Source organism: Neisseria sp. P0020.S003 (assembly GCF_051957095.1).
GTDB classification, from domain to species: Bacteria; Pseudomonadota; Gammaproteobacteria; order Burkholderiales; family Neisseriaceae; genus Neisseria; species Neisseria subflava.
The window spans coordinates 1-22371 of record NZ_JBQCWU010000007.1 but is presented as its reverse complement, the minus strand read 5'-3'; the positions used below and the strand labels follow the sequence as shown (position 1 = coordinate 22371).

The following is a 22371-nucleotide window of genomic DNA, read 5'->3' as shown; positions in this document are numbered from 1 at the left end:
CGTCTGAAAATAGATTTCAGACGGCCTTTTATATTAATCGGCTGAAGGCTGCTGCCCTTTTCTTTCCGCCTTTCTGGCTTCGCGAATGGCTTTAAGTTCAGCCTCTTTCTGTCTGGCTTTTTTCAGCCAAGTTTCCCATTGGTTTGGTGTTTCCAGCGTGATTCTGCCGATTTTGCCTTCGCGGAAATCGGTCAGGATATTTTCAGCGGCCTTTTGGTAGTTGACCCGTCCGCCGCTCAAAACCGCACCGCGTTTCTTGGCAATCCACTCCAGCCAAGAAGTATCGTCCCAATGACTGCTTGGATCTTTGTCGGCTTGATAGCGCTCTTGCAACAGAGCCAGATAATGGCGGCGGAGGTAATCCAAAAGCTCAAGCGCCACTTCTTCTTCGTCCAGCGCGTTACGCCCGACTGCACCGCCGGCCGCAAGGTTGTAGCCGCCTTCTTCGACGATAATTTTGGGCCACAACATACCAGGGGTATCGTAAAGCCAGAAATCGTCGGCAAGAAAAAGGCGCTGTTCGGCTTTAGTAATACCGGGTTCATTACCGGTTTTGGCAGATTTTTTGCCGATCATGCCGTTAATCAAGGTGGATTTGCCGACATTGGGAATACCGCAAATCAGGACACGCAACGGCTTCTCGATACCTTGGCGATGAGGAATCATCGCGCGGCAGGCTTGGGTAATTTTGCCATGAGCGCCGGTTTCGGAAGAATCAAGCGCAATCGCACGGGTATCTTGACGGCTGTTGTAGTGTTCGAGCCAAACTTTGGTGCGCTCGGGATCGGCAAGGTCTTGTTTGTTTAAGATTTTCAGTTTGGGTTTGCCTTTGGACAACTGGGCAAGCAAGGGGTTTTCGCTGGAAGCAGGCATACGCGCGTCCAGCATCTCAATCACCATATCAACGCTTTTAATGCGTTCGGCAATGGCTTTTTTTGCCTTGTTCATGTGGCCGGGAAACCATTGGATAGCCATGTCTTTTTATTCTTTCTATTCGTATCTGAGGCCGTCTGAAAATCGTTGTTTTTCAGACGGCCTCGGTATTTGGATAATCGGTCAATCAGGATTTAGAGGTTGCCATGCTCATAGCTGTAATAACCTGCTTCATCCATACATTGCTCAAACGTTTTGGATGTATTGCCACGTTTACCTTGTGATTTGCAGGTATTGATTTGGCGGGAAACTTCAGCTTCGCTCGCGCCGGTACGGTGCCAACGGTAAGCAGTGACAGGCTCTGTTGCACAGGCGGTCAAGATAAGCAGGGATAATGCGGTCAGACTGATTTTTTTCATGGTTTCTTCCTTTGAGGCCGTCTGAAACGGCAAGTTAGCGTCCTGCCAAGCTTTGTGCCTGACGGTGGCGGACAAGGAGTTCGTAACGGCCTTTGAGGCGTTCGGCCAGTTTTTCCACAACATAAACGGAGCGGTGCTGACCGCCGGTACAACCGATGGCAATCGTTACATAACTGCGACTCTCTTGTTGCAGGCACGGCAGCCAGCGGCTAACAAAATGATCGATGTCATCAACCATTTCTTGAGCCAACGGCTGCTGATCCAAATAATCTTGAATAGGCTTGTCCATGCCGGTAAAGGGACGCAATTCCGGATCGTAATACGGATTGGGCAGGCTGCGCATATCAAACATAAAGTCGGCATTATTGGGAACGCCGTATTTGAAACCAAAGGATTCAAGAATGACCAACAAGCCGACACGTTCAATATTGAGCCATTGTTGAACGGCATAACGCAACTGCTGTGCGTTCATTTTGGACGTATCGATACAATATGCGATGTCTCTAAGCGGGAAGAGCCATTCGCGTTCTTTTTGCAGGCTTTCCACCAAAGTCAGGTTTTGGCCGGACAAAGGGTGTCCGCGACGGGTTTCTGAGAAGCGGCGAACCAAAACGCCCTCTTCCGCTTCAACAAACAGGACTTCGACTTGATGCCCTTCATTACGCAAATATTGGATTTGCTCTTGCGCTTCCTGAATATTGATACCGGAACGAATATCAACGCTGACACCAAGCTGGGTTTCTTCGCCGCGTTCAATATGGTACAACACCAGCGAAGGCAACATTTCCAAAGGCAGATTATCAACGCAATAAAAACCTGAATCTTCGAGTTGTTTGAGGGCTACGGATTTTCCTGAGCCGGATAAGCCGCTAATCAGGACGATTTTCATGATTTTGTTCGTTTTCTTTGAGTTGTGTTTGATGGCGTTCGAGGAATTCTTTGGTGCTGTCTTTACCGCGCAATTGAAGGATGTAATTGCGCACTGCAGCTTCAACCAATACTGCTAAGTTTCGACCGATTGCAACAGGCAGGGTAACGGAACGGACGCTGACGTTGAGGATAGATTCTGTTTCGGTACGGATGCTCAATCGATCGAGTTGTTTCATGTATCCGTCGTCGGCCGGAACCAAATTGATAATCAGCTGGAGGATTTTTTTCGGACGAATAGAGGTCTCGCCAAAAATATGGCGGATATTGAGTATGCCCAAGCCACGTACTTCGAGGAAATCACGCAGCATAGGCGGACAACGGCCTTCCAACATTTCCGGGCCGGTGCGGAAGAGTTCGACCGCATCATCGGCAATGAGGCTGTGGCCGCGCGAAATCAGCTCCAATGCCAATTCGCTCTTACCCAAGCCGGATTGTCCGGTAATGAGTACGCCCACTTCAAATACATCCAAAAATACGCCGTGCTTGATGGTGGAAGTAGCCAATGTACGTTGCAAATAAATCCGCAAAACGTCCATCAAGTGCGGGCTTTCCTGCTTGGAAGTCAGCAAGGGGATACTGTTGGTACGGCAATAATCGCGCAATTTGGGCGAAACCGGCAAGCCGTTGGCAACGATGACCAAAGACATGGGGATATCGAAAAGCTCGCCGAAATCGTAGTTGAGCTCGCCCGTTTCCAAGCGGCGCAAATATTCGGCTTCAGCTACGCCGACAACTTGAATTTGGTTGGGATGGATAAAGTTTAAGTGGCCGACCAAGGCCAAGACGGGTTTATCAGCTTCGACACCGATACGGTTGTCCGCGCCGGAATTACCGGCAGCCCAAGCAAGTTCGAGTTTGTGCTGATTGTCGGAAAACAGGCGGCGGACAGATATGCTGGGCATGAATTACTCTTCGCTCAGGAGTGTACGTACTTCTTCGGCAGAAGTAGCGGCCATCAACGCTTCACGGATGGCTTTTTGAGAGAATCTGCCGGCAAGTTTGGACAAGACTTCCAAATGTTCGCCGGTAGCGTTTTCAGGCACAAGCAGGATGAAAATCAGGGAAACGGGTTTGCCGTCGGGCGCATCAAAGGCAACCGGCTCTTTGGTGCGGATAAAAGCACCGGTGGCTTTTTTCACGCATGCGTGACGGCCGTGAGGAATCGCCACCCCCTGCCCCAAACCGGTCGAACCAAGCTTTTCACGGGCAAACAGGCAGTCGAACACGTTGGTATTCGGTAATTCTGCTTCATTCTCCAGCAGCTGTGCGGCCTCTTCAAACAGACGCTTTTTGCTGCTGACTTCCAAATCCAAAACGATATGGGACAAAGGTAAAATTTCGCCGATCAGGCTCATGTGTATCTCTTTTAAATGTCGCAAAACAATGGGATTGTACCGATTGTCGGTGCAAATCTCAATCCTGAAGGCGTAATTTACACTCGCCCTGCTAACATTTTCCATGTTGTTTTTGATATTTTTTAACGAGCTAAAAATAATTCAACTATTTGTTTATATAGAATTTAAAGTAAAAATCCTATCAATGGTAAAACCATGATTCAAATGAAAAGGGGTATGTCCGGCATACCCCTTTTCCCTTTCTTTTCAGACGGCCTTAACCTAGTTTTCTAAAACAGTTTGGAAACCAAAAACAACCAGAAATAATGGCAGACCAATCCGCAAAACCACGCCAAACCGATGCGGTTGTTTGCCAAAAACGTTTGGAAGCACAACTGGCGGTCGCGCGTACGGATGGCGTCATACTGCTGATACTGCCAATAAACGGTTACTGGCAATACCAGCCAATACGGCCAAGTTGCGCCGATTTTAATACCTAGCACCACCATCAATACGGTAAACCAAAAATGGCAAAGCATAGAGGCGGTAATGTCGTGATGGCCAAATGTGATTGCCGAAGTTTTAATGCCGATTTTCAAATCGTCTTCTTTGTCCGCCATGGCATAAATCGTGTCGTAAGCCAGCGTCCACAAGGCATTGGCGGTAAACATCAGCCATGCTTCGGGAGGCACTCGGTCTTGTACGGCGGCAAAGGCCATGGGAATGCCGAACGAAAATGCCAGCCCCAAATAAAACTGCGGCAACGGGAAAAAGCGTTTGGTAAAGGGATATGTGACGGCCAAGAACAAGGCCGGAAGGCTCATCAGCCAAGTAAAACGGTTGAGCGGCACCAAGCATAAAGCCGCCATCAGACACAGCATGACGGTCAAAAGCAGTGCTTCGGTTTTGGAAACCAAGCCTTTGGCAAACGGGCGGTTTTTGGTGCGCTCTACTGCGCCGTCAAAATTGCGGTCGGCAAAGTCATTCACGACGCAACCTGCGCTGCGCATTAGAAATGTGCCTACGGTAAAGGCAATAAAAATATCCGCGTCAGGAACGCCTTTAGACGCAATCCACAATGCCCAATAAGTCGGCCACAGCAAAAGCAGTGTGCCAATGGGTTTGTCGACGCGCATCAGCTTGGCGTATATCACCATCCGTCCGACAGCGTAACGCGGTAGAAATTGTAGGAAAAAGCGCCTTATGTTCATTGATGTAATGTGTCGTTGTTTATGTGTCGATTCGGAAGGAAAGGCTTTTTTAGAGCCTTAGCTCTTATTATAATTTATTGCCGTCTGAAATTAAACAGATCTTAACAATTTAATTTATTGTATTATAACAAAATTATGACAAATATCGATATCGGTTTTATTTTCAGACGGCCTTAGCGGTATAAATCTATTAATTTCAATAAGAAATATTCTGTTAACTCCAATGTTTCCCCGTTCCAATCGAAATACGAACGGCGCGCGGTAACAGGCCGTCTGAAAGATGGATAGTCGGAATCTTCAAAACGAAGAAACTCAAAATCCGAACGCTTCAACGGCAATGTACCGTCAAACAGGCGCTCACCCAAAGGCTGCGTTCCGCAATCCAATAATTCTGTCCATAGACGGCTATCTGGCCAGCACGCGCTTCTGGCTTGTATCACTGTTTCACCGTCCAGTTTGAGCAAAACATCGCGCACAAAGATTTCATCGCTATTGTCCGCCCCCTTCGTCAAACCCAAATACACAGGCTCGACTGAAAAATCCTTACCAGAAGCGCGTAAAGCGGCGGTTAGCGAAGAAACGGTCAGTAGATGTCCGGCCTTAGACGGCAAAAGACTTGAAGCTTCGGCATGTGAACAAAGCGTGCCGCGCGGTATATCAAGCTCCATCTGACACCTCTGTTTTGGCCAACTCTTGCCATTGGGCTTCGGGAAACTCATCTTTCAGACAGCCTTTAAGATATTCCAAGGTATCGCCGGCAATGGTTTCATCTTTGCTATCGTGAATATGGTTGAAAATTAGGCTGTGCAACTGGATGCCGTATTGTTTGAGCGCGGCGAAGCTGAGTAGGGTGTGGTTGATGCTGCCGAGCCGTCCGCTGGTAACGAGGATGACGGGATAAGCCTGTTGCTGAATATAATCAATGGTTAACAGATTTTCCGTCAGTGGCACCATCAATCCGCCTGCACCTTCGACCAACACGATTTCGTATTGTGCCGCCAGTTGCTGCGTGGCGGTGCGGATTATATCCAAGTCCAAAGCTCTGCCGTCCAGACGGGCGGCGAGATGAGGCGAAGCGGGATAGCTGAAGATTTCGGGCATGGTCAGCCGCTGTTTGTCGGCTTCCTGCATGGGTATGCCCATGATTTTGCGGTGGACGGCGATGTCGTCGGCGATGTTTTGGCAACCGGTTTGCACGGGCTTTTGCGTGATCACGCTTTTGCCCTGCTGCAACAATTTTTTTGCCAATACACCGGTGGCGACGGTTTTGCCGATGTCCGTGTCTATGCCGCTGACGAAGTAAACGCCTTTCATTTGCTGTGTTCCTTCAAGATTTGCACGGTTTTGTCGGCAAGTTCGGTTAAGAGGTCGTCTGAAATAATGTAAGGCGGCATGAGGTACACCAGCCTGCCGAATGGGCGCACCCAAATGCCCTGCGCCACGCAATCCGCTTGAAAACGCGCCATATCCACGCCTTTTTCCAGCTCGATCACGCCGATGGTACCCAAAACGCGCACGTCTTTCACGCCACGAATGTCCCATGCGGTTTTCAGACGACCTTTTAGGATGCTTTCGATGCGGCGGATATTTGCCTGCCAATCTTGGGACAAAAGCAACTTGACCGAAGCGCAGGCAACGGCACACGCCAGCGGGTTCGCCATAAACGTCGGGCCGTGCATGAACACGCCCGCTTCGCCGCGCGAAATCGTTTCGGTGACTTTTTGCGAAGTGATTGCCGCCGCCAGCGTCATATAGCCGCCGCTCAAGCCCTTGCCGATACACATAATATCCGGCACGACCTCCGCGTGTTCGCAGGCAAACATCTTGCCCGTGCGCCCGAATCCAGTGGCAATTTCGTCAAAAATCAACACGATATCAAATTCGTCGCACAAATCGCGCAATCCGCGAAGATACTGCGGATGATAAAAATACATGCCGCCCGCGCCCTGCACGACCGGTTCCAAAATAAAGGCGGCAATATCCGCATGATGCGCTTCAAACAAGGCGCGGACAGGCTGCAAATCCGCCTCGTCCCATTCATCGTCGAAACGGCTTGTCGGATTATCAACAAAATAACGCTGCGGCAACGCGCTGCCGAAAATATGGTGCATCCCCGTTTCCGGATCGCAGACGGACATCGCGTTCCACGTATCACCATGATACCCGCGCCGCACCGTCGCAATATTCTGCTTCGCCGTCAAACCCCGCGCCTGCTGGTATTGCACCACCATCTTCAACGCAACTTCCACCGAAACCGAACCCGAATCCGCATAAAAAATACGGTCCAGCCCCTGTGGCAAAATCCCGACCAATAATTTGCCCAGTTCTACCGCAGGCTCATGCGTCAAACCGCCGAACATCACATGCGACATTTGCTTAATCTGCGCCTCAACCGCCTGATTCAAAACAGGATGATTGTAGCCGTGTATCGCACACCACCAAGACGACATCCCGTCAATCAACCGAGTGCCGTCCGCCAATTCGATATGCACACCCTCCGCACGGCGCACCGGATAAACAGGCAACGGATCGGTCATGGATGTATAGGGATGGAGCAGATGGGTGCGGTCGAAATCGAGCAGAGAGGAAGGTTCAGACATGTTTAAAACAATGGTTTGATCAGTTTCATTATTATATAACATATTTTCTATTTCAAACGGCACGTCTTCCGTACTGCATCAACGCCAATCCGCCCACCGCCGCCAAACAGCCGGCAACCAAGGAAACATGCAATGCTTCGCCCAAAAACCAAGCGGAACACAAAATACCGAATACCGGCACCAAAGTGATGTACGCTGCCGCACTGCCGGCGCCCAAAGTCTTCACGCCTTCAAAATACCACGCATAGCTCAACACCGTTGCACCGACAGACAAGCCAATCAAAGCAAACCAGCCTCTACCGTCCATTTCGGCAAGCATACCAAACGGCAGGCCGTCTGAAATCAACGCGGACGGCAGCAACATCATTGCACCCAGCCAAGCAGTAGCCACGGTGACCGTCAGCGCATCAATCCCCTGCAACACCGCCCTGCCTATCATCGTATAAGTAACCAAGCAGCAAAGGCTGCAAAACACCAGCACTTCGCCCCACCCTATGCCGCCGCCCGACAAAAATGCCGCAATCTCGCCATGAGTGACCGCCCATATCGAACCTGCCACTGCCAACAACATACCCGACACAATCTTGCCGTTGAGTTTCTCGCCAAACAGCAAAGCCGCAAAAAACATCGTCAACACAGGATTGAACGTGACCAACACCGTCGCCTTTGAAGCAGGAATCCGCTGCAAACCCAGCATAGACAATACGGTAAAACCAAATACACCGAATGCCGCCGCCAGTGCCAATCCAAGCCATTGTTTACGCGACAAAACCGCCAAAGTACGCAATCGATACCGTGCAAACAGCCAGCCCAAAAGTAAGATTGCCGCCGTCAAAAAGCGCAGCATACCGCCCGTTAAAGGCGGCAGAGCTTGTCCCAGCATCCGCCCCATCGGCCAAGATGCGCCCCAAAACGCCGCCATGCCCAATAGTTTTAGATGGATTGCTAAATGTTTCATAATCACAATAAATGGATAACTTGGATAATCGGTTTAGAAAGCGTGCGCGCAGTTTGGAAGGATAAATTTCCTTAGCCGCCGATACTTGATAGAGTTTGCGCGGATAAAATACTACGCTGAATCATTACGGAAACAAAGGCCGTCTGAAAGACTGAAATCCAGCTTTTTCAGACGGCCTTTACTGCTCAATCAATAAGGCTTACAACTCAATTCCTTTGAGTTTCGCCACGGTATTAATGTCTTTATCGCCGCGGCCGGACAGGTTGACCAGAATCACTTGGTCTTTGCCCATTTTCGGCGCGTTGGCAACTGCCCATGCGAGGGCGTGGCTGGATTCGAGCGCGGGGATAATGCCTTCGAAGCGGCACAACAAATCAAAGGCTTCGAGTGCTTCGTCGTCTTTGGCGACGGTGTATTCGACGCGCTTGATGTCGTTCAGGTGGCTGTGTTCCGGACCGATGCCGGGGTAGTCGAGACCTGCGGAAACGGAGTGCGTACCCAAGACTTGGCCGTTTTCGTCCTGCATCAAATAGCTGCGGAAACCGTGCAATACGCCGATAGGGGCTTTACTGGTAATCGGTGCGGCGTGATCAGGCGTATCTACACCCAAACCGCCTGCTTCTACGCCGACCAAACGTACGTTTTCTTCTTCGATATAGGGATAGAACAAACCGATGGCGTTGGAGCCGCCACCCACGCAGGCAACAGCAACATCAGGTTGGCGGCCGATGGCTTCCAACATTTGCTCTTTGGCTTCATTGCCGATCACGCATTGGAAATCGCGTACCATTTCCGGATACGGCGCAGGGCCTGCGGCAGTGCCGATGATGTAGAACGTATCGTCCACACGAGCCACCCATTCGCGCATGGCTTCGTTCATTGCGTCTTTCAATGTACGGCTGCCGCTGTCAACACTGACCACGTTCGCACCCAATAATTTCATGCGGAACACGTTGGGCATTTGACGTTGGATATCGTCTGCGCCCATGTACACGTCGCAAGTCATGCCGAAGCGTGCGGCAACAGTGGCAGAAGCCACGCCGTGCTGGCCCGCACCGGTCTCGGCAATCACGCGTTTTTTGCCCATACGGCGGGCGAGCAATGCCTGACCGATGGTGTTGTTCACTTTGTGTGCACCGGTGTGGTTCAAATCTTCACGCTTCAGCCAGATTTGCGCGCCACCCAAATGCTCGGACAAGCGCGCGGCATGGTAAACAGGGCTGGGTCTGCCGACGTAGTGTTTCAAATCATGGCGGAACTCTTCCCAAAATGAAGGATCTTCTTTCGCTGCTTTATAGGCTTCTGCCAATTCTTGCAAAGCCGGAATCAGGGTTTCGGAAACGTACAGGCCACCGTGTTCACCGAAAAAGCCGTTCTTGTCGGGAGCGTGATAATTTTTCATGGGATTTTTCCTTGTTCGTTTTATGGTTTCAGACGGCCTGATTCAGTACAAGGCCGTCTGAAAGTAAAATTGTCAGCAATTATAGCCGTTTTCCATTCATCTTGTCGGCAACTAATTGAATAATAATATCAGCAGATAAAATAGGAACAACAGTGTACAGCTCGATGTTGCAACTAATGCCGTACCCAACGGCGGCGCGATATATTTTTCTTCGTTTTTGTTTCTCAGGCATAGTTTTAATGCCAACATCCCCAGCCACAGTGCCAGCCACCACCAACCCAAAAAGTTAAGCACAAGCAAAGCAATAATCAACTCATTGGTATTTATAGTGCTTACGTTCAAAAATATCCAATTAAGGCCGTTAACAGACATAATGACTGCAGGTATTTGTATCACATATAAAAGCGTTCCGCCCAACAATACCTTGATATGCCATTGTTTGCCCTTCAACCACACTGAGACGACATTAAAAAGCCACCACAAAGCCATAAACGTCATTACAGAAATTTCATAACGGTCCATCACCCTACTCCTGAAAAACAGTCAATCCAGCCATTTCAAAAAAAGCCCGATACGCCGCCGCTTTTTTCGCCAAACTCAAAGGATAGGCACGCGAAGTCGAAGGCAGGCGCGTCAGAGTTAAATCACGTCCTGCATAAGGAAACGGCACTGTTTCGCCTGTCTTCGGCATTTTCATACCGCTGCCCTGAATCTCCAACAAAACTTCGGTTGCCTTGCCACCGGTGGTGCAAAGATGACGGCACTCAGGCATTTGCGCCAATACTGCTGCCAAATCGACGGTTTCTATCACTTTTAAAAACTTATCCGAAGCATTGCCATGTTCGCGTATTGCCTTTAATACGGTCGGACAGGATGCAATCCCCTTTTCACTTAAAAACGCTTTGATTTTATCGGCATCAAACGCTTTTTTGCCCTGCTTTTGAAAATGCGCCGCATCGCCGAAAAACACCAGCCCGTACACACGCCACATATCGTTTTGAAAATTCGGATAATGAAACTGCATCGCGTGTTTTTCTTCTTTAGGCGGAAACGTTCCCATCATCATGACCGTTGCCTGCGGCGGCAATAAGGCTGCGAAGGGGTGAGACTCGATGATTGGCTCTTGCATATCTGTATTCCGGTTACTTTTCATTCAAACAAATCTTCAGACGGCCTTTACTGCCTGAATAAACGCCGCCATTTTCTCCCTGCTCTTAATCCCGCCGGAGATTTCCACGCCGCCGGACACGTCCACCGCCGCCGCGCCACTGATTTTTACCGCTTCGGCAACGTTTTCTGCAGTCAATCCGCCGGCAAGTATCCATGGTTTGCCGATATTGCCGTGCAACATGGTCCAATCGAAACTTTGTCCCGTACCGCCGTATTCGGTCGGATGATAAGCATCAAACAGCAAGGCTCGGGCATTCGGAAATTTGGCACAGGCCGTCTGAATATCGGCAGCGGACTGTACGCGCACAGCCTTCAAATATGGGCGGTCAAACCGACGGCAAAAATCATCGTCTTCATCGCCGTGAAACTGAATCACATCTATCGGCACCTGACGCAAAATCTCGCGGATGATTTGCTCGTTTTCATTCACAAACAAGGCCACTACCGATACAAACGGCGGCAGGTTTTTCACAACCGCCTGCGCCTGCTCAATACTCACCGCCCGTTTACTCTTGATGTAAAATACCAGCCCGATGGCATCCGCGCCCAATTCGGCCGCGGCCAGCGCGTCTTCAGGTCGGGTAATACCGCAAATTTTAGTGCGTATGGTGTTCATGGGGGTTGCCTTTTTAAACAGATAGGTCGGATATTATATAAGTTTAAGGCCGTCTGAACATGAAATATCAGGTTCAGACGGCCTTAAACTTTAAAACAAACATCAGCCGATAATTACTCATAACTTTGTGATTATTACCTTATTTTTAAACTGCCTATTTTTTCATCAAAATTAATTTATTCTTTATTATCAAATATCAAACCAAACTATCCACAATTGGATTCACACAAAATTTGGATAATGCCCGTTAATAAAAAATATTAAGGCCGTCTGAAAAATCTTTCAGACGACCTTTGATCCTTTTTACTCAAACGGTTTCTTCTGCCAATAAAACTTATCCTTTTTCAGACGGCCTTGAAATATATCGCCCTGTCCCAAAGCAAACACCAACGCGCCTGACAAATCAGTTCTCAACAAAGTAATACCGTGTGCGCGGACACGATTTTGTACGGCAACGGTCGGATGTTTGTAGGCATTGGCATAGCCGCTGGATGCCACGGCATATTGCGGCGAAACCGTATGCAGAAAGCTGCCCGACGAAGCCGTGCTGCTGCCGTGATGGCCCAATATCAACACTTGGCTATACAGCGCATTGCCGTATTTCTCAATCAAACCGGCCTCGCCCTTCACACCTAAATCGCCGGTTATCAACAAGGCTTTGCCGTTTGCCACGACACGCAATACGCAGCTTTGATCATTATCTTCCTTGCCCGTATTTTCAGACGGCCTGAGCAACTCGAAATCTACGCCGTCCCATTGCCATTTGTCTTCTTGGCAAAACTCTGCATTCGGATAAAACTCAGGTTGTCCGGCAAGCAATTTATCGGTACCGACAGCCGCTATACTTTGAAAACCACCGTCATGGTCAATATCATGGTGCGACAAAATCAGGCTGTCCAAACGGCGCACACCCATAGCGTTCAAACTCGGCACAATACCTGTTTGCGCCACTTGCTCCGTTCCCGTATCAAACAAAAGATTGCGGTTACGCGTTTGTATCAATACCGACAAACCTTGCCCTGCATCCATCACCGTAACTCTTGCCACCCCCTCCTCCAGCTTGGCAGGACGGTAAAACACAAAACCCAATAAAACCAGACATGCCCAAGGTTTCAAGCCCATTCCTTTAGGCAGCAATAACAGCAAAGCCGCCATTATCGCCAACACCAGCAAAGGCACAGGTGCCGCTGCGACGGCAAATTCAGGCGATACCGTAGCCAGCCATACCAAACCGCGTAAAGTATATTCCGCCAGAAATGCCGCTAGCAACTGGACAAGCTCAAACGGGAAAACCGAACCCAGCAAAGCCAACGGCGTCAACACCCAAGAAAACCAAGGAATAGCCAGCGCATTAACCCACGGACTGAGCAAAGGCAACGAAGCAAACAAATAGCCCAGCAATACCACCGACAATACAGTTGCCGCCCATTGCCCCCGTACAGCCAAACGCCAGCCCGACTCTTTCAGACGGCCTGATGAAGCCCAAATCAAAGCAGCAACCAAACCGAAAGACAACCAAGTTCCCACGCCCAATACTGCCAACGGATCCAACAACAAAACAACGGCCAAAGCCTGCCACCACGCCGTCCAGCCCGAGCCGCCACTGCCGCGCCACCATGCCCATGCAAACGCAGCCAACATCAACACACTGCGTTGCGTCGGCACGGAAAAACCTGCCAAAAGCGCATAAAACAAAGCACCGGCAACACCGCCGGCCAATATCCACACACGCGGTTTCGCCGGAATCCACGGTAAAGAACGGAAAATTCGCTTAATCAGCCAGGCAAACAATACTGCCACCATCGTCACATGCAAGCCCGAAATACTGACCAAGTGCGTCAGCCCCAAAGGACGGAATGCCTGCCACAAAGGCGGCCGCAATGCCGACTGCTCGCCAATACTCAAAGCACGCATCAGCCCTATGCCGTCTGAAAACTCAGGATACTTATCCCCTGTTCTCTGCCAACTCCGGCTTACCGCATCACGCATATTAGCCAAACCGAAACCGCCACCTTGCCGCACGAGTTTTCTGTCACGCCCCAAAGTACCCATGCCATCAATACCATTGGCCAAAGCCCAGGTTTCACGGTTCAAACCGCGCACATTCACTTCACCGATCACCGGCCTTACCCGCGCCGATACAGACCACCTGCTGCCCACCGCCCAATCACACCGCTGATAATCCGACAACATCAAATCAAAAGCCTGCCCACGATCATCCCAAGCCCTTGCCGCAAACTGCACGCGCCGACCATCATCACGCGGCATATCCGCCACTTCAACCGTCAAAACTTTAGCCACCACTTCCCCCAAAGGCCATTGACCAGCCAAAACCAGCCCGGTCCGCCACACTCCAAACGCCATGCCCATGCAGACGGCCAGCACCAACCAAGCCACAGTAAATCTTCGACACAACGCAAGCGTAACAATGATTACAGACAACCAAATCCACCATGACGGCACAAACGGCAACGCAAATGAAAGCACTACCCCCACCACCCAAGCAGGCAACACAAACCGCCACACCATGAACGTTTTCCCTTAAATTATGATTATTAGATATGTAATAATAAATGCTTTTAGTAGATTATGACAAACGCCAACCTGCATTAGCAGATAAAAGATAGGTTCAAATCATTTCAAAACCGATAGACGCAAAAAAGCGCAATCCGAAACAGATTGCGCTTTTTTATAAACTGGCACGCCCACGGGGAATCGAACCCCGGTTACCGCCGTGAAAGGGCGATGTCCTAACCGCTAGACGATGGGCGCTGAGATTTTCTGTGGCGCACCCGGAGCGATTCGAACGCCCGACCCTCTGGTTCGTAGCCAGATACTCTATCCAACTGAGCTACGGGTGCATAAAGAAAGATTTGGATTATAAAGAAAGGGCTATTTACTGTCAAGCGTTTTATTTGGAAAACTTTCAGACAGCGTGTAAAATGCGCATTTGCTATTGAATTTACAGAGAATAAAATGTCAGATTTCGCACGCTGGCCGCTCTTATCCGAAGCATTTTCCCGTTTAGGACGGCCTGTGGTCGTGGTGGATTTGGAGACGACCGGTGGAAATTTCTATCAGGACAGGATAACGGAAGTCGCCCTTGTTCGTTTTGAGCAAGGACGCGCCACACATTACGAGCAATTGGTCAATCCTTGCCGCAGCATTCCCGAATTCGTTGCCAGACTGACCGGGATTCATGATGAAACGGTGAAAAACGCGCCTGTCTTTGCCAATATTGCAGCCGATTTGTTGCCGCTGTTGCAAGGGGCAGTAGTTGTTGCCCACAACAGCCGCTTTGACTACACCTTCCTGCGCCACGAGTTTGCCCGTATCCATACTGACTTTGCCGCACCCTCGCTCTGTACGGTGCAGCTGTCTCGCCGTCTCTATCCTGAGTTTTACAAACACAGCCTCGACAGCATTATCGAACGCACCGGCATTCAGACGGCCAACCGCCACCGCGCCATGACCGATGTTGCCGCATTGTGTGATTATCTCGAATTAAGTCTGACAGAAAAAAATCATCAACAATGGGACGAACATGTCCGAGTATTGATGAATCCGAAAATGTTACCCACTTGGCTGCCTGATTCGCTCGCACAACAGCTCTATGCCCTGCCCGACAGTTACGGCGTATTGGTTTGGTTTGACCATTTCGGCAAAGCCCAAGCCATTGAAGCACACGAACGCGCATACAGTGAAACCGCCACCCTGCTGCACAGCAAAAAACTACCGCCGCACATTAAAGCCGCAGCCTCCATCCGTTTTATTCCGGCAGTCGGACAGCTCCATACATTATGGCTCAAAGCCCAGACCATGCAGGAATACCAACTGATGCCGTCTGAAAAGTCCACATCGTTTTCTACCGTCCGCTTTATCGCTGACGAACACGGCAGCCTTCAAGCACGCATCGTCTTGTTAAACAGCGGCACCAAAAATTGGCGCCCTTACGGTTTGTTTGCCCATAAAAAAGCAGCCAAACGCGCTTTGATGCAATGGTCGCAAGAACACAGACTCTGCCCAGATTCGCTCAACATTTTGCCGACCAGCTACGCAAAAGGCGAACCCTGCCCTGTCGAGGCCGTCGGAAAATGCAATGGCAACTGCCGCCAGCTAAACGGTATCAAACATCAAAACCAACGCATTACCGAGCTTGCCGCCCTACTCCCCGTAACCGATTGGGGCAAAGCGCACGAAATTGAAATTACCGAAACCGATCCCCTGACCGGAAACAGCATTACCCTGCTCTGTGCCGGCGGCGCGTTGGCATTGCCTGATGGAAGCTGGTATTTCGACAGCAGCCTGCCTCTGGTGATTAAAAACAAATTCAGGCAGGACAAAGAAAATATCCGTTTGATTGCTTAAAACAAGGCCGTCTGAAAACCAAATTTTCAGACGGCCTATTGTGAATAACTTTTCGCTTTATTCTCAAAACAAAACTGCCTAAATTTTAATCAGAACTTATTTTTATAATAGCAATCAAATACTAAACCGATTTATACACAAGCTGTTCACACAATTTTCAATGAAAGCTGTGTATACCCAGCCCAACGAGTAAACCATGAACAACCCTGAAATCATCTTCTTTGACATCGACGACACCCTCTACCGCAAATACACGGATACCCTGCGTCCTTCGGTTGCCCAAGCCATGCACGCATTGAAAGCCAAAGGCATTTTGACTGCCATTGCCACCGGCCGTCCGGAAGCCGCCATGCCTGCCAAAGTCAAAGCCTTGATTCAAGAATGTGGTATCGACATGCTCGTTACCATCAACGGCCAATATATTTCCTTTCGCGGTGAACCCCTGCAAAGTTACCCCTTGGACATTGCCGACATCAAAACCGCCATTAACTTGCTTGAACAACATAAAATAGACTACGCATTCGTCAACAACCAAGAAATTGCCGTCTCCTCCAACTCTCCGCGCGTTGTCGAAGGCTTATCACATATCCTGCCCAACTTCCTGACGGACAAAGAATATTTCCGCAAACAGCCTGTTTATCAAATGTTGGTCTTTGTGGATAAGGAAGAAGAAAAAATCCTGCAACCGCTGACCCGGCAACACGGCTTCAAAACCGTCCGCTGGCATGAATATGCTGTAGACCTGTTGCGCAAAGAAGGTTCAAAAGCACGGGGCATCGCCCATGCAGTGGAAAAACTGGGCATTGATATGAGCAAAGTAATGGCATTCGGCGACAGCTTCAACGACTTGGAAATGCTGTCAACCGTCGGCTTTGGCGTTGCCATGGGCAATGGCGAAGAAGCAGCCAAAGCGGCCGCACAATTCGTCTGCCCAAGTGTCGATGAAGACGGCGTATTACGCGGCTTGCAAGAATTGGGCGTAATTTAAATTTCAAATCAAAAGGAAAAGGCCGTCTGAAAAAATGTTCAGACGGCCTTGTTCTAATTTACCTTCGACGCTCCTCATATTCTTTAAGCTTTTCATTAACTTTATCTGTGTGTTCTCTAAGTCTGGCTGCTTTTTCAGAATCACCATGACCATGTTTATCTAGCAATCTCGATGCTCGTTCATTATTCTGAACTGTTTTTTTAGCAAATTCTCTAACAAACCCATTTTCTACTCCTTATTTTTTAGTCTTACCAGCATCACTGCGCTTAGCACGCCATTGACCATCAGAATTTCGTGAACGAACTTGACCTGCTGTTGGGCCTGTCTTTACAACTGGTCCACCTGTTTTATTAGCTGGCTGATTCGTAGGCAACTTTCCAGACATCTTCATTTCCTTAGTAATATATTGTAAATGACAACATTAAACCACTCATCTATTATGAATAATGAGTTTTGAAATTATACAATTTAATATCTTTAAAACCTTACCCTATTTGTATATAATAACTACCCATTTTGTTACAAAAGAAACCCAAAATGGAAATTAATGAGAAAATAAGGATGTTACGTGAGTTTAATCACTTTTCCCAAAAAGAAATGGCCGAAAAACTAAATATTTCAACAACAGGTTATGCAAAAATTGAACGAGGTGAACGAGGACTTAACTTTGCCAAACTAAAAAAAATTGCAGCAGTTTTTGATATAGAAGTAGCCGATTTAGTATCCATTAATTATAAAAGTGCAATTTATTTAATTAATGAAAATAGTCGCTACCAAAATAACAACAATTATAATTTAGATGAAATGATACATGAAATTGATAAACTGAAATTACAACTAATTCATAAAAATGAATTAATTCTACAAAAAGATAACGAAATTAAAATGTTACAAAATTTAATTGAAACTCTTAGTAAAAAATAATTAAAAAGGCCGTCTGAACATTTTCAGACGGCCTTGTTCTATCTACAAACTTTCTGCTTACTTCGGCAATACCAAAAAGCTAATCAGCAATTCTTTAAATACGAATCCAAACACACCCAAGCCCAAAACCAAGAAGAGCATGGCAATGCCGAATTTGCCGGCTTTGGATTCTTTACCCAAGTTCCAAACGATAAAGCCCAAAAAGATAATCAGGCCGCTCAGTAGGATTTTCATTGCCCATGAGGCGAATTCTGCTTCAGTCATATTCTTTCCTTGTATGGTTCAGATGTGTGTTCATAAACTTCAGACGGCCTTACCGCAACAGGCCGTCTGAAATATCTTTTTTGAACTTATTTGTTCAAGACTTGTTTCAAATCTTCAATCAAATCGTCAACGTATTCCAAGCCGATAGACAGGCGCACCAAGCCCGGGCGGATATTGGCGGCAAGTTTTTCTTCAGGCTGCATACGGCCGTGGGTTGTTGTCCACGGATGGGTAATGGTCGAGCGCACGTCGCCGAGGTTGGCGGTACGAGAGAAAAGTTCGACACTGTCGACGACTTTCCACGCGGCTTCTTGGTCGGCGACTTCAAAGCCGATGACGATGCCGCCGCCGTTTTGCTGTTTGCGGATAAGCTCCGCCTGCGGATGGTCGGGCAATCCGGTGTAGTACACGGCTTGAACCTGTGGCTGCGCTTGCAGCCATTGGGCGATTTTTAGGGCGTTGTCGAACTGTTTTTCCATACGCAGCGACAGGGTTTCCACGCCGCTCAACAACTGCCATGCGTTAAACGGCGACATCGCCAGCCCGCAAGAGTTGCAGTAAACGGCGACCTGCGTCATCAATTCTTCCGAACCCGCTAACACGCCGCCCATCACGCGGCCGTGACCGTCAATCGCTTTGGTTGCGGAAGACACGGAAATATCCGCACCGTGCTTCAAAGGCTGCGAACCGGCTGGCGACAAGAGGCTGTTGTCCACCACCAAAAGCGCGCCGATGCTGTGTGCCAGTTCGGCCAACGCTTCCAAGTCGGCAACTTCGCCCAAAGGGTTGGACGGGGTTTCCAAGAAAAACAGTTTGGTATTGGGCTTGATTGCCGCTTTCCATTCGTCTACATCAACCGGCGATACATGGCTGACCTCGATGCCGAACTTAGTTACGATGTTATTGATAAAACCGACAGTTGTACCAAACAGACTGCGGCTGGAAATAACATGATCACCGGCTTTCAAGAAGGTAAAAAACGCTGCTTGAATCGCGGACATACCGGTCGAAGTGGCCACCGCGCGCTCTGCGCCCTCCAATGCGGCAATGCGTTTTTCAAAGGCGGCAGTAGTCGGATTGGCCGTACGGGTATAAGTAAAACCTTTGATTTTTTTAGAAAACAAATCAGCCGCATGTTGGGCGTTTTCCCACATGAAGCTGCTGGTCAAAAACAGAGCCTGATTGTGTTCATAATATTCGGTTTGCTCTTTGCCACTACGGATGGCAAGCGTTTGAGGATGAAGTTTTTTGCTCATTTGTTTTTCAATCTACTGTATGTTGCGAAGGGCGCAGTAAACAATACGCCTGTTTAATTTGTTAACATTTTGCGCTTATTCCTGTCATCTTTCAAGCAGGAGGCCGTCTGAACGGTTATTGATAAATCTGTCCGCCGTGCTTCAACCAACCGTCTTCATGACGGCCTGCCGGATCATGATGCGTCCAATGGATAACGCCGCCCTGCTCCGACCATTCATATTCGCCGTAAAACGCTACTTTATCACCTTTTTTCAAGCCTTTGATTTTGTCGGCCAAATCGATATTGTGTGCCACCAAAAGCGTTTGACCACTGGAAAGCTTCAAGATAAAGCGTTGATGGCGCGTACCTTTGTTGTCATCCGGCAGGGTTTTCCATACCGTGCCCTCGCCCTCAACCTGAATATCGCTTTGCTCGTTTTCAAACGCCTGTTTCAAAACCGCTTCGGCTGATTCTTTGCCCGAACCGATTTGCTGCTGAGCCGTATCGGCATTCTTTTTACCCGCATTATTTTGTTTTTGAACAGCTTCTATTTTCTGCTGATTCTGCGATTGTACTAGCTGCTTGTTTTGCATTTTGTTATAGGCAAATACGGCAACCAAAGCAATCAGCAATACAATGATTTTATTTTTATTCATAACAATCTCAAAAAAAATGCCCGATTCTGCATCGGGCATATCAACTATTTAGAAAGGATATTTATCACGAAAACGTGAGTCGCTATTATACACGCTTCGTAAAATTTTAAGGGAAATTTACGCCAAAGGCCGCCTGAAACTTTTCAGACGGCCTGGATACTCAACGGCGGTATTTCATTTCAGTCTTCATATCGTCCAAAATACGTTTGACGTTGTGTTCCAACACATCCTCCACCAAGCCCGGCGCCTGCTCGTTCAGCATTTGCTGCAACTGGTAAGTGAACAAGGCCATTTGTTTTTGTACGGCAATCCGAATCATGCCGTTGACTGCATCGGCCACATGGGGGCGCAAACGCTTGATCAGACGCTCGGTCAAATCTTTTTCAGAAACGCAGAATACTTCCCGACGGCCAATCGCTTGCGGGTTCAATACATTGATATGGACATTGATGGCCGGTTCTTGTTCAAGGCCGTCTGAAACCGCCTCTTCAGCCGCTTCCGCATCATCATTTTCCGGTTTTTCAGTTTCTTCCACTTCAGGCACATCAAAATCTACGGCACCTGATTTCGGATTCAGTCTGACGGTGCGGGTTGATTCAATGTGACGCTCTGAAGCCGCTGCCTGCAATGCCGATTGCGCACTCAACCAGTTGTCCTGTAAAACCACCATCGCATCGGTTTCCACTGCTTCGCCATCGTCGGCAAGGGCAGTATTGTGTTCCAACTGCCAGCGGTACAAATACTCTTCCAATACTTTCTCACGATTGTCAGCATCCAATTTATATTCTTTTTTAGGCGCGGTTTTGGGCGCGGCATCGACAGCTTCGTCCGATTTTTTGACCAATGGCGCATGAGTCGGCGCAGTATTAAATTGTCGTGCCTGACGCAATCTTTCCAGGCGTTTTTCCCAATTCAGGTCTTCTTCCTCGAGGGCTGTGGGATCAAGACGGTTGTTTTCCATAATAATCTCGTTTTTTCATTTTTATTGTGAACCGCATTCAAGCCTAAAATCACTTGAAATACGGCCGATAGTTGGACATATCCGGCAAGCCGGCGCAAGCGTCACATTTTAATATTAATTCGCTATATAATCACTATTTTATTTAATACCCAAGGATACATCATGAGCAGCATCGAACAACGCCTCGAATATCTGGAAGAAGCCAACGACACTTTGCGTATGCAAAACCACGTCCTCGCTACCGCACTCAAAGGCCTTATCCGTTCCCTGCCCTCCGACATGGCCAACGATGCCGTAGAATCCATCCAGCTTGCCTTTGAAGATGCGTTGGCGGAATTGAGCTACGAAGACAGTCCGCACACCGACCTCTTCCATGACGTAACCTACGCATTTTTCCGAGAAAAAGACCACTAATTTCAGCTAGTTTGTTCACAAAATTATGCTAAACTAAGATTTTATCCGTTAACATTTTATTAAGAAAGCACATATCATGAACATGAAAAAATGGCTGGCCACTGCCCTCGCTTGCTCCGCCCTTGCCCTGACTGCCTGCGGCGGTCAAAGCAATAATGCCTCTGCTCCTGCCGATAAAGTGTACCGTGTCGGCTCCAACGCCGAGTTTGCCCCATTTGAATCTTTGGATTCTGCCGGCAAAGTGGAAGGTTTTGACGTTGACTTGATGAATGCCATGGCTAAAGCCGGCAACTTCAAAGTCGAATTCAAACACCAGCCATGGGAAAGCCTCTTCCCTTCTTTGAACAACGGCGACGTGGACATCGTTATGTCCGGCGTAACCATCACTGACGACCGCAAACAAAGCATGCTCTTCAGCGATCCATACTTTGAAATCACCCAAGTCGTCCTCGTTCCAAAAGGCAAAAAAGTGGCTTCTTCCGAAGACCTGAAAAACATGGCCAAAGTCGGCGTGGTAACCGGCTACACCGGCGACTTCTCCGTTTCCAAACTCTTGGGTAACGACAATCCGAAAATCGCCCGCTTTGAAAGCGTTCCTCTGATTATCAAAGAATTGGAAAACGGCGGTCTGGATTCCGTCGTCAGCGACAGCGCAGTCATTGCCAACTATGTGAAAAACAACCCGACCAAAGGCTTGGATTTCATCTCCCTGCCTGACTTCACTATCGAAAACTACGGCATCGCTGCACGCAAAGGCGACGAAGCAACCATCAAAATGTTGAACGATGCGCTGAAAAAAGTACGCGAAAGTGGCGAATACGACAAAATTTACGCCAAATACTTTGCTAAAGAAGGCGAAAAAGCCGAAGCAGCCAAATAACTCCGGTATGACTTCTTAAACTTAAGGCCGTCTGAAAACTTTGAACTGGCCCCCAAATCTTGGACACTCATAAAAGCCTTTTCAGGCGCTCTGTGCAAGCTGGGTTCTGTATGCGACAGGACTCAGCTTTTTCAATTTCAAACTGCAACGCTCCCGGTTGTAGTAA

At 48.6% G+C, this 22371-nt stretch carries 25 protein-coding genes and 2 tRNA genes; 5 read left to right on the top strand and 22 right to left on the bottom strand.

The features are described 5' to 3' along the window. Nucleotides 1-33: 33 nt before the first annotated feature. The 17 genes from ylqF to ACTHTQ_RS05610 all read right to left on the bottom strand — a co-directional run bounded on the left by ylqF (nucleotide 34) and on the right by ACTHTQ_RS05610 (nucleotide 14374). Complete coding sequence (gene ylqF / locus ACTHTQ_RS05690; protein ID WP_049322861.1) at nucleotides 34-975, bottom strand: ribosome biogenesis GTPase YlqF; 942 nt, start codon at nucleotides 973-975, stop codon at nucleotides 34-36. 92 nt (nucleotides 976-1067) lie between these two features. Continuing rightward, nucleotides 1068-1292 (bottom strand): protocatechuate 3,4-dioxygenase, encoded by a 225-nt coding sequence (locus ACTHTQ_RS05685; protein WP_070765368.1) that lies wholly within the window; start codon nucleotides 1290-1292, stop codon nucleotides 1068-1070. 34 nt (nucleotides 1293-1326) lie between these two features. Then, entirely contained in the window at nucleotides 1327-2181 is an 855-nt protein-coding gene (gene rapZ / locus ACTHTQ_RS05680) for an RNase adapter RapZ (RefSeq protein ID WP_440363366.1), read from the bottom strand. Further along, complete coding sequence (hprK, locus tag ACTHTQ_RS05675) at nucleotides 2162-3124, bottom strand: HPr(Ser) kinase/phosphatase (RefSeq protein ID WP_154954102.1); 963 nt, start codon at nucleotides 3122-3124, stop codon at nucleotides 2162-2164. Before hprK ends, rapZ begins: the two co-directional genes overlap by 20 nt. A 3-nt stretch (nucleotides 3125-3127) precedes the next feature. Further along, nucleotides 3128-3577: a PTS IIA-like nitrogen regulatory protein PtsN gene (gene ptsN, locus ACTHTQ_RS05670; RefSeq protein ID WP_003680500.1), complete on the bottom strand. Its 450-nt coding sequence runs from the start codon at nucleotides 3575-3577 to the stop codon at nucleotides 3128-3130. A gap of 269 nt (nucleotides 3578-3846) precedes the next feature. Next, nucleotides 3847-4767, bottom strand: coding sequence for a 4-hydroxybenzoate octaprenyltransferase (gene ubiA / locus ACTHTQ_RS05665; RefSeq protein ID WP_440363365.1), 921 nt, complete (start codon nucleotides 4765-4767; stop codon nucleotides 3847-3849). A 173-nt stretch (nucleotides 4768-4940) separates the two neighbouring features. After that, entirely contained in the window at nucleotides 4941-5435 is a 495-nt protein-coding gene (locus ACTHTQ_RS05660) for a chorismate--pyruvate lyase family protein (RefSeq protein WP_440363364.1), read from the bottom strand. After that, a complete protein-coding gene (gene bioD / locus ACTHTQ_RS05655) occupies nucleotides 5425-6081 on the bottom strand; it encodes a dethiobiotin synthase (RefSeq protein ID WP_440363363.1) in 657 nt (218 codons plus the stop codon). Before bioD ends, ACTHTQ_RS05660 begins: the two co-directional genes overlap by 11 nt. Continuing rightward, complete coding sequence (gene bioA, locus ACTHTQ_RS05650) at nucleotides 6078-7367, bottom strand: adenosylmethionine--8-amino-7-oxononanoate transaminase (protein ID WP_440363362.1); 1290 nt, start codon at nucleotides 7365-7367, stop codon at nucleotides 6078-6080. Before bioA ends, bioD begins: the two co-directional genes overlap by 4 nt. Nucleotides 7368-7419: 52 nt before the next feature. Further along, nucleotides 7420-8325 carry a DMT family transporter gene (locus ACTHTQ_RS05645; protein WP_440363361.1) on the bottom strand — a complete coding sequence of 302 codons (906 nt, stop codon included), beginning with the start codon at nucleotides 8323-8325 and terminating at the stop codon, nucleotides 7420-7422. Nucleotides 8326-8524: 199 nt separating this feature from the next. After that, nucleotides 8525-9727: a tryptophan synthase subunit beta gene (trpB, locus tag ACTHTQ_RS05640; RefSeq protein WP_440363360.1), complete on the bottom strand. Its 1203-nt coding sequence runs from the start codon at nucleotides 9725-9727 to the stop codon at nucleotides 8525-8527. 111 nt (nucleotides 9728-9838) lie between these two features. After that, the gene (locus ACTHTQ_RS05635) at nucleotides 9839-10249 is read right to left on the bottom strand and encodes a hypothetical protein (protein ID WP_440363359.1); all 411 of its coding nucleotides are present in this window, start codon (nucleotides 10247-10249) and stop codon (nucleotides 9839-9841) included. 4 nt (nucleotides 10250-10253) lie between these two features. Then, on the bottom strand, nucleotides 10254-10856 hold the full coding sequence (locus ACTHTQ_RS05630) for a DNA glycosylase (RefSeq protein ID WP_440363358.1): 603 nt from the start codon (nucleotides 10854-10856) through the stop codon (nucleotides 10254-10256). A 36-nt stretch (nucleotides 10857-10892) separates the two neighbouring features. Next, on the bottom strand, nucleotides 10893-11513 hold the full coding sequence (locus ACTHTQ_RS05625) for a phosphoribosylanthranilate isomerase (RefSeq protein ID WP_440363357.1): 621 nt from the start codon (nucleotides 11511-11513) through the stop codon (nucleotides 10893-10895). Nucleotides 11514-11816: 303 nt separating this feature from the next. Further along, nucleotides 11817-14042 (bottom strand): DNA internalization-related competence protein ComEC/Rec2, encoded by a 2226-nt coding sequence (locus ACTHTQ_RS05620; RefSeq protein WP_440363356.1) that lies wholly within the window; start codon nucleotides 14040-14042, stop codon nucleotides 11817-11819. Between the two features lie 168 nt (nucleotides 14043-14210). After that, nucleotides 14211-14285 (bottom strand) — tRNA-Glu (locus tag ACTHTQ_RS05615). A gap of 12 nt (nucleotides 14286-14297) precedes the next feature. Further along, nucleotides 14298-14374, bottom strand: a tRNA-Arg gene (locus tag ACTHTQ_RS05610). Between the two features lie 115 nt (nucleotides 14375-14489). Between ACTHTQ_RS05610 and ACTHTQ_RS05605 the strand changes: the two genes are divergently transcribed. The 3 genes from ACTHTQ_RS05605 to ACTHTQ_RS05595 all read left to right on the top strand — a co-directional run bounded on the left by ACTHTQ_RS05605 (nucleotide 14490) and on the right by ACTHTQ_RS05595 (nucleotide 17793). Further along, nucleotides 14490-15881 (top strand): exonuclease domain-containing protein, encoded by a 1392-nt coding sequence (locus tag ACTHTQ_RS05605; RefSeq protein ID WP_440363355.1) that lies wholly within the window; start codon nucleotides 14490-14492, stop codon nucleotides 15879-15881. A gap of 196 nt (nucleotides 15882-16077) precedes the next feature. Then, complete coding sequence (locus ACTHTQ_RS05600; protein ID WP_440363354.1) at nucleotides 16078-16869, top strand: Cof-type HAD-IIB family hydrolase; 792 nt, start codon at nucleotides 16078-16080, stop codon at nucleotides 16867-16869. Nucleotides 16870-17406: 537 nt separating this feature from the next. Continuing rightward, complete coding sequence (locus ACTHTQ_RS05595; RefSeq protein ID WP_440363353.1) at nucleotides 17407-17793, top strand: helix-turn-helix domain-containing protein; 387 nt, start codon at nucleotides 17407-17409, stop codon at nucleotides 17791-17793. Between the two features lie 57 nt (nucleotides 17794-17850). Here ACTHTQ_RS05595 and ACTHTQ_RS05590 read toward each other — a convergent pair whose 3' ends face one another. From ACTHTQ_RS05590 to ACTHTQ_RS05575, 4 genes are all read right to left on the bottom strand, one after another. Then, nucleotides 17851-18057 (bottom strand): DUF2788 domain-containing protein, encoded by a 207-nt coding sequence (locus tag ACTHTQ_RS05590; RefSeq protein WP_003680520.1) that lies wholly within the window; start codon nucleotides 18055-18057, stop codon nucleotides 17851-17853. A gap of 86 nt (nucleotides 18058-18143) precedes the next feature. Continuing rightward, nucleotides 18144-19313: an O-succinylhomoserine sulfhydrylase gene (gene metZ, locus ACTHTQ_RS05585; protein WP_440363352.1), complete on the bottom strand. Its 1170-nt coding sequence runs from the start codon at nucleotides 19311-19313 to the stop codon at nucleotides 18144-18146. A 115-nt stretch (nucleotides 19314-19428) separates the two neighbouring features. Beyond that, the gene (locus tag ACTHTQ_RS05580) at nucleotides 19429-19989 is read right to left on the bottom strand and encodes a DUF3465 domain-containing protein (RefSeq protein ID WP_440363351.1); all 561 of its coding nucleotides are present in this window, start codon (nucleotides 19987-19989) and stop codon (nucleotides 19429-19431) included. A gap of 121 nt (nucleotides 19990-20110) precedes the next feature. Beyond that, nucleotides 20111-20911, bottom strand: a complete 801-nt coding sequence (locus ACTHTQ_RS05575; RefSeq protein ID WP_440363350.1) for a hypothetical protein — start codon at nucleotides 20909-20911, stop codon at nucleotides 20111-20113. Between the two features lie 162 nt (nucleotides 20912-21073). Between ACTHTQ_RS05575 and ACTHTQ_RS05570 the strand changes: the two genes are divergently transcribed. Together ACTHTQ_RS05570 and ACTHTQ_RS05565 are read left to right on the top strand one after the other, a co-directional pair. Beyond that, on the top strand, nucleotides 21074-21325 hold the full coding sequence (locus ACTHTQ_RS05570; protein WP_308186797.1) for an NGO1151 family protein: 252 nt from the start codon (nucleotides 21074-21076) through the stop codon (nucleotides 21323-21325). Nucleotides 21326-21401: 76 nt separating this feature from the next. Further along, nucleotides 21402-22205 (top strand): basic amino acid ABC transporter substrate-binding protein, encoded by an 804-nt coding sequence (locus ACTHTQ_RS05565; protein ID WP_049332057.1) that lies wholly within the window; start codon nucleotides 21402-21404, stop codon nucleotides 22203-22205. 81 nt (nucleotides 22206-22286) lie between these two features. Here the strand turns inward: ACTHTQ_RS05565 and ACTHTQ_RS05560 are convergent. Continuing rightward, a partial coding sequence (locus ACTHTQ_RS05560) for an IS3 family transposase (RefSeq protein WP_159069413.1) occupies nucleotides 22287-22371 on the bottom strand: 85 nt, incomplete at its 5' end.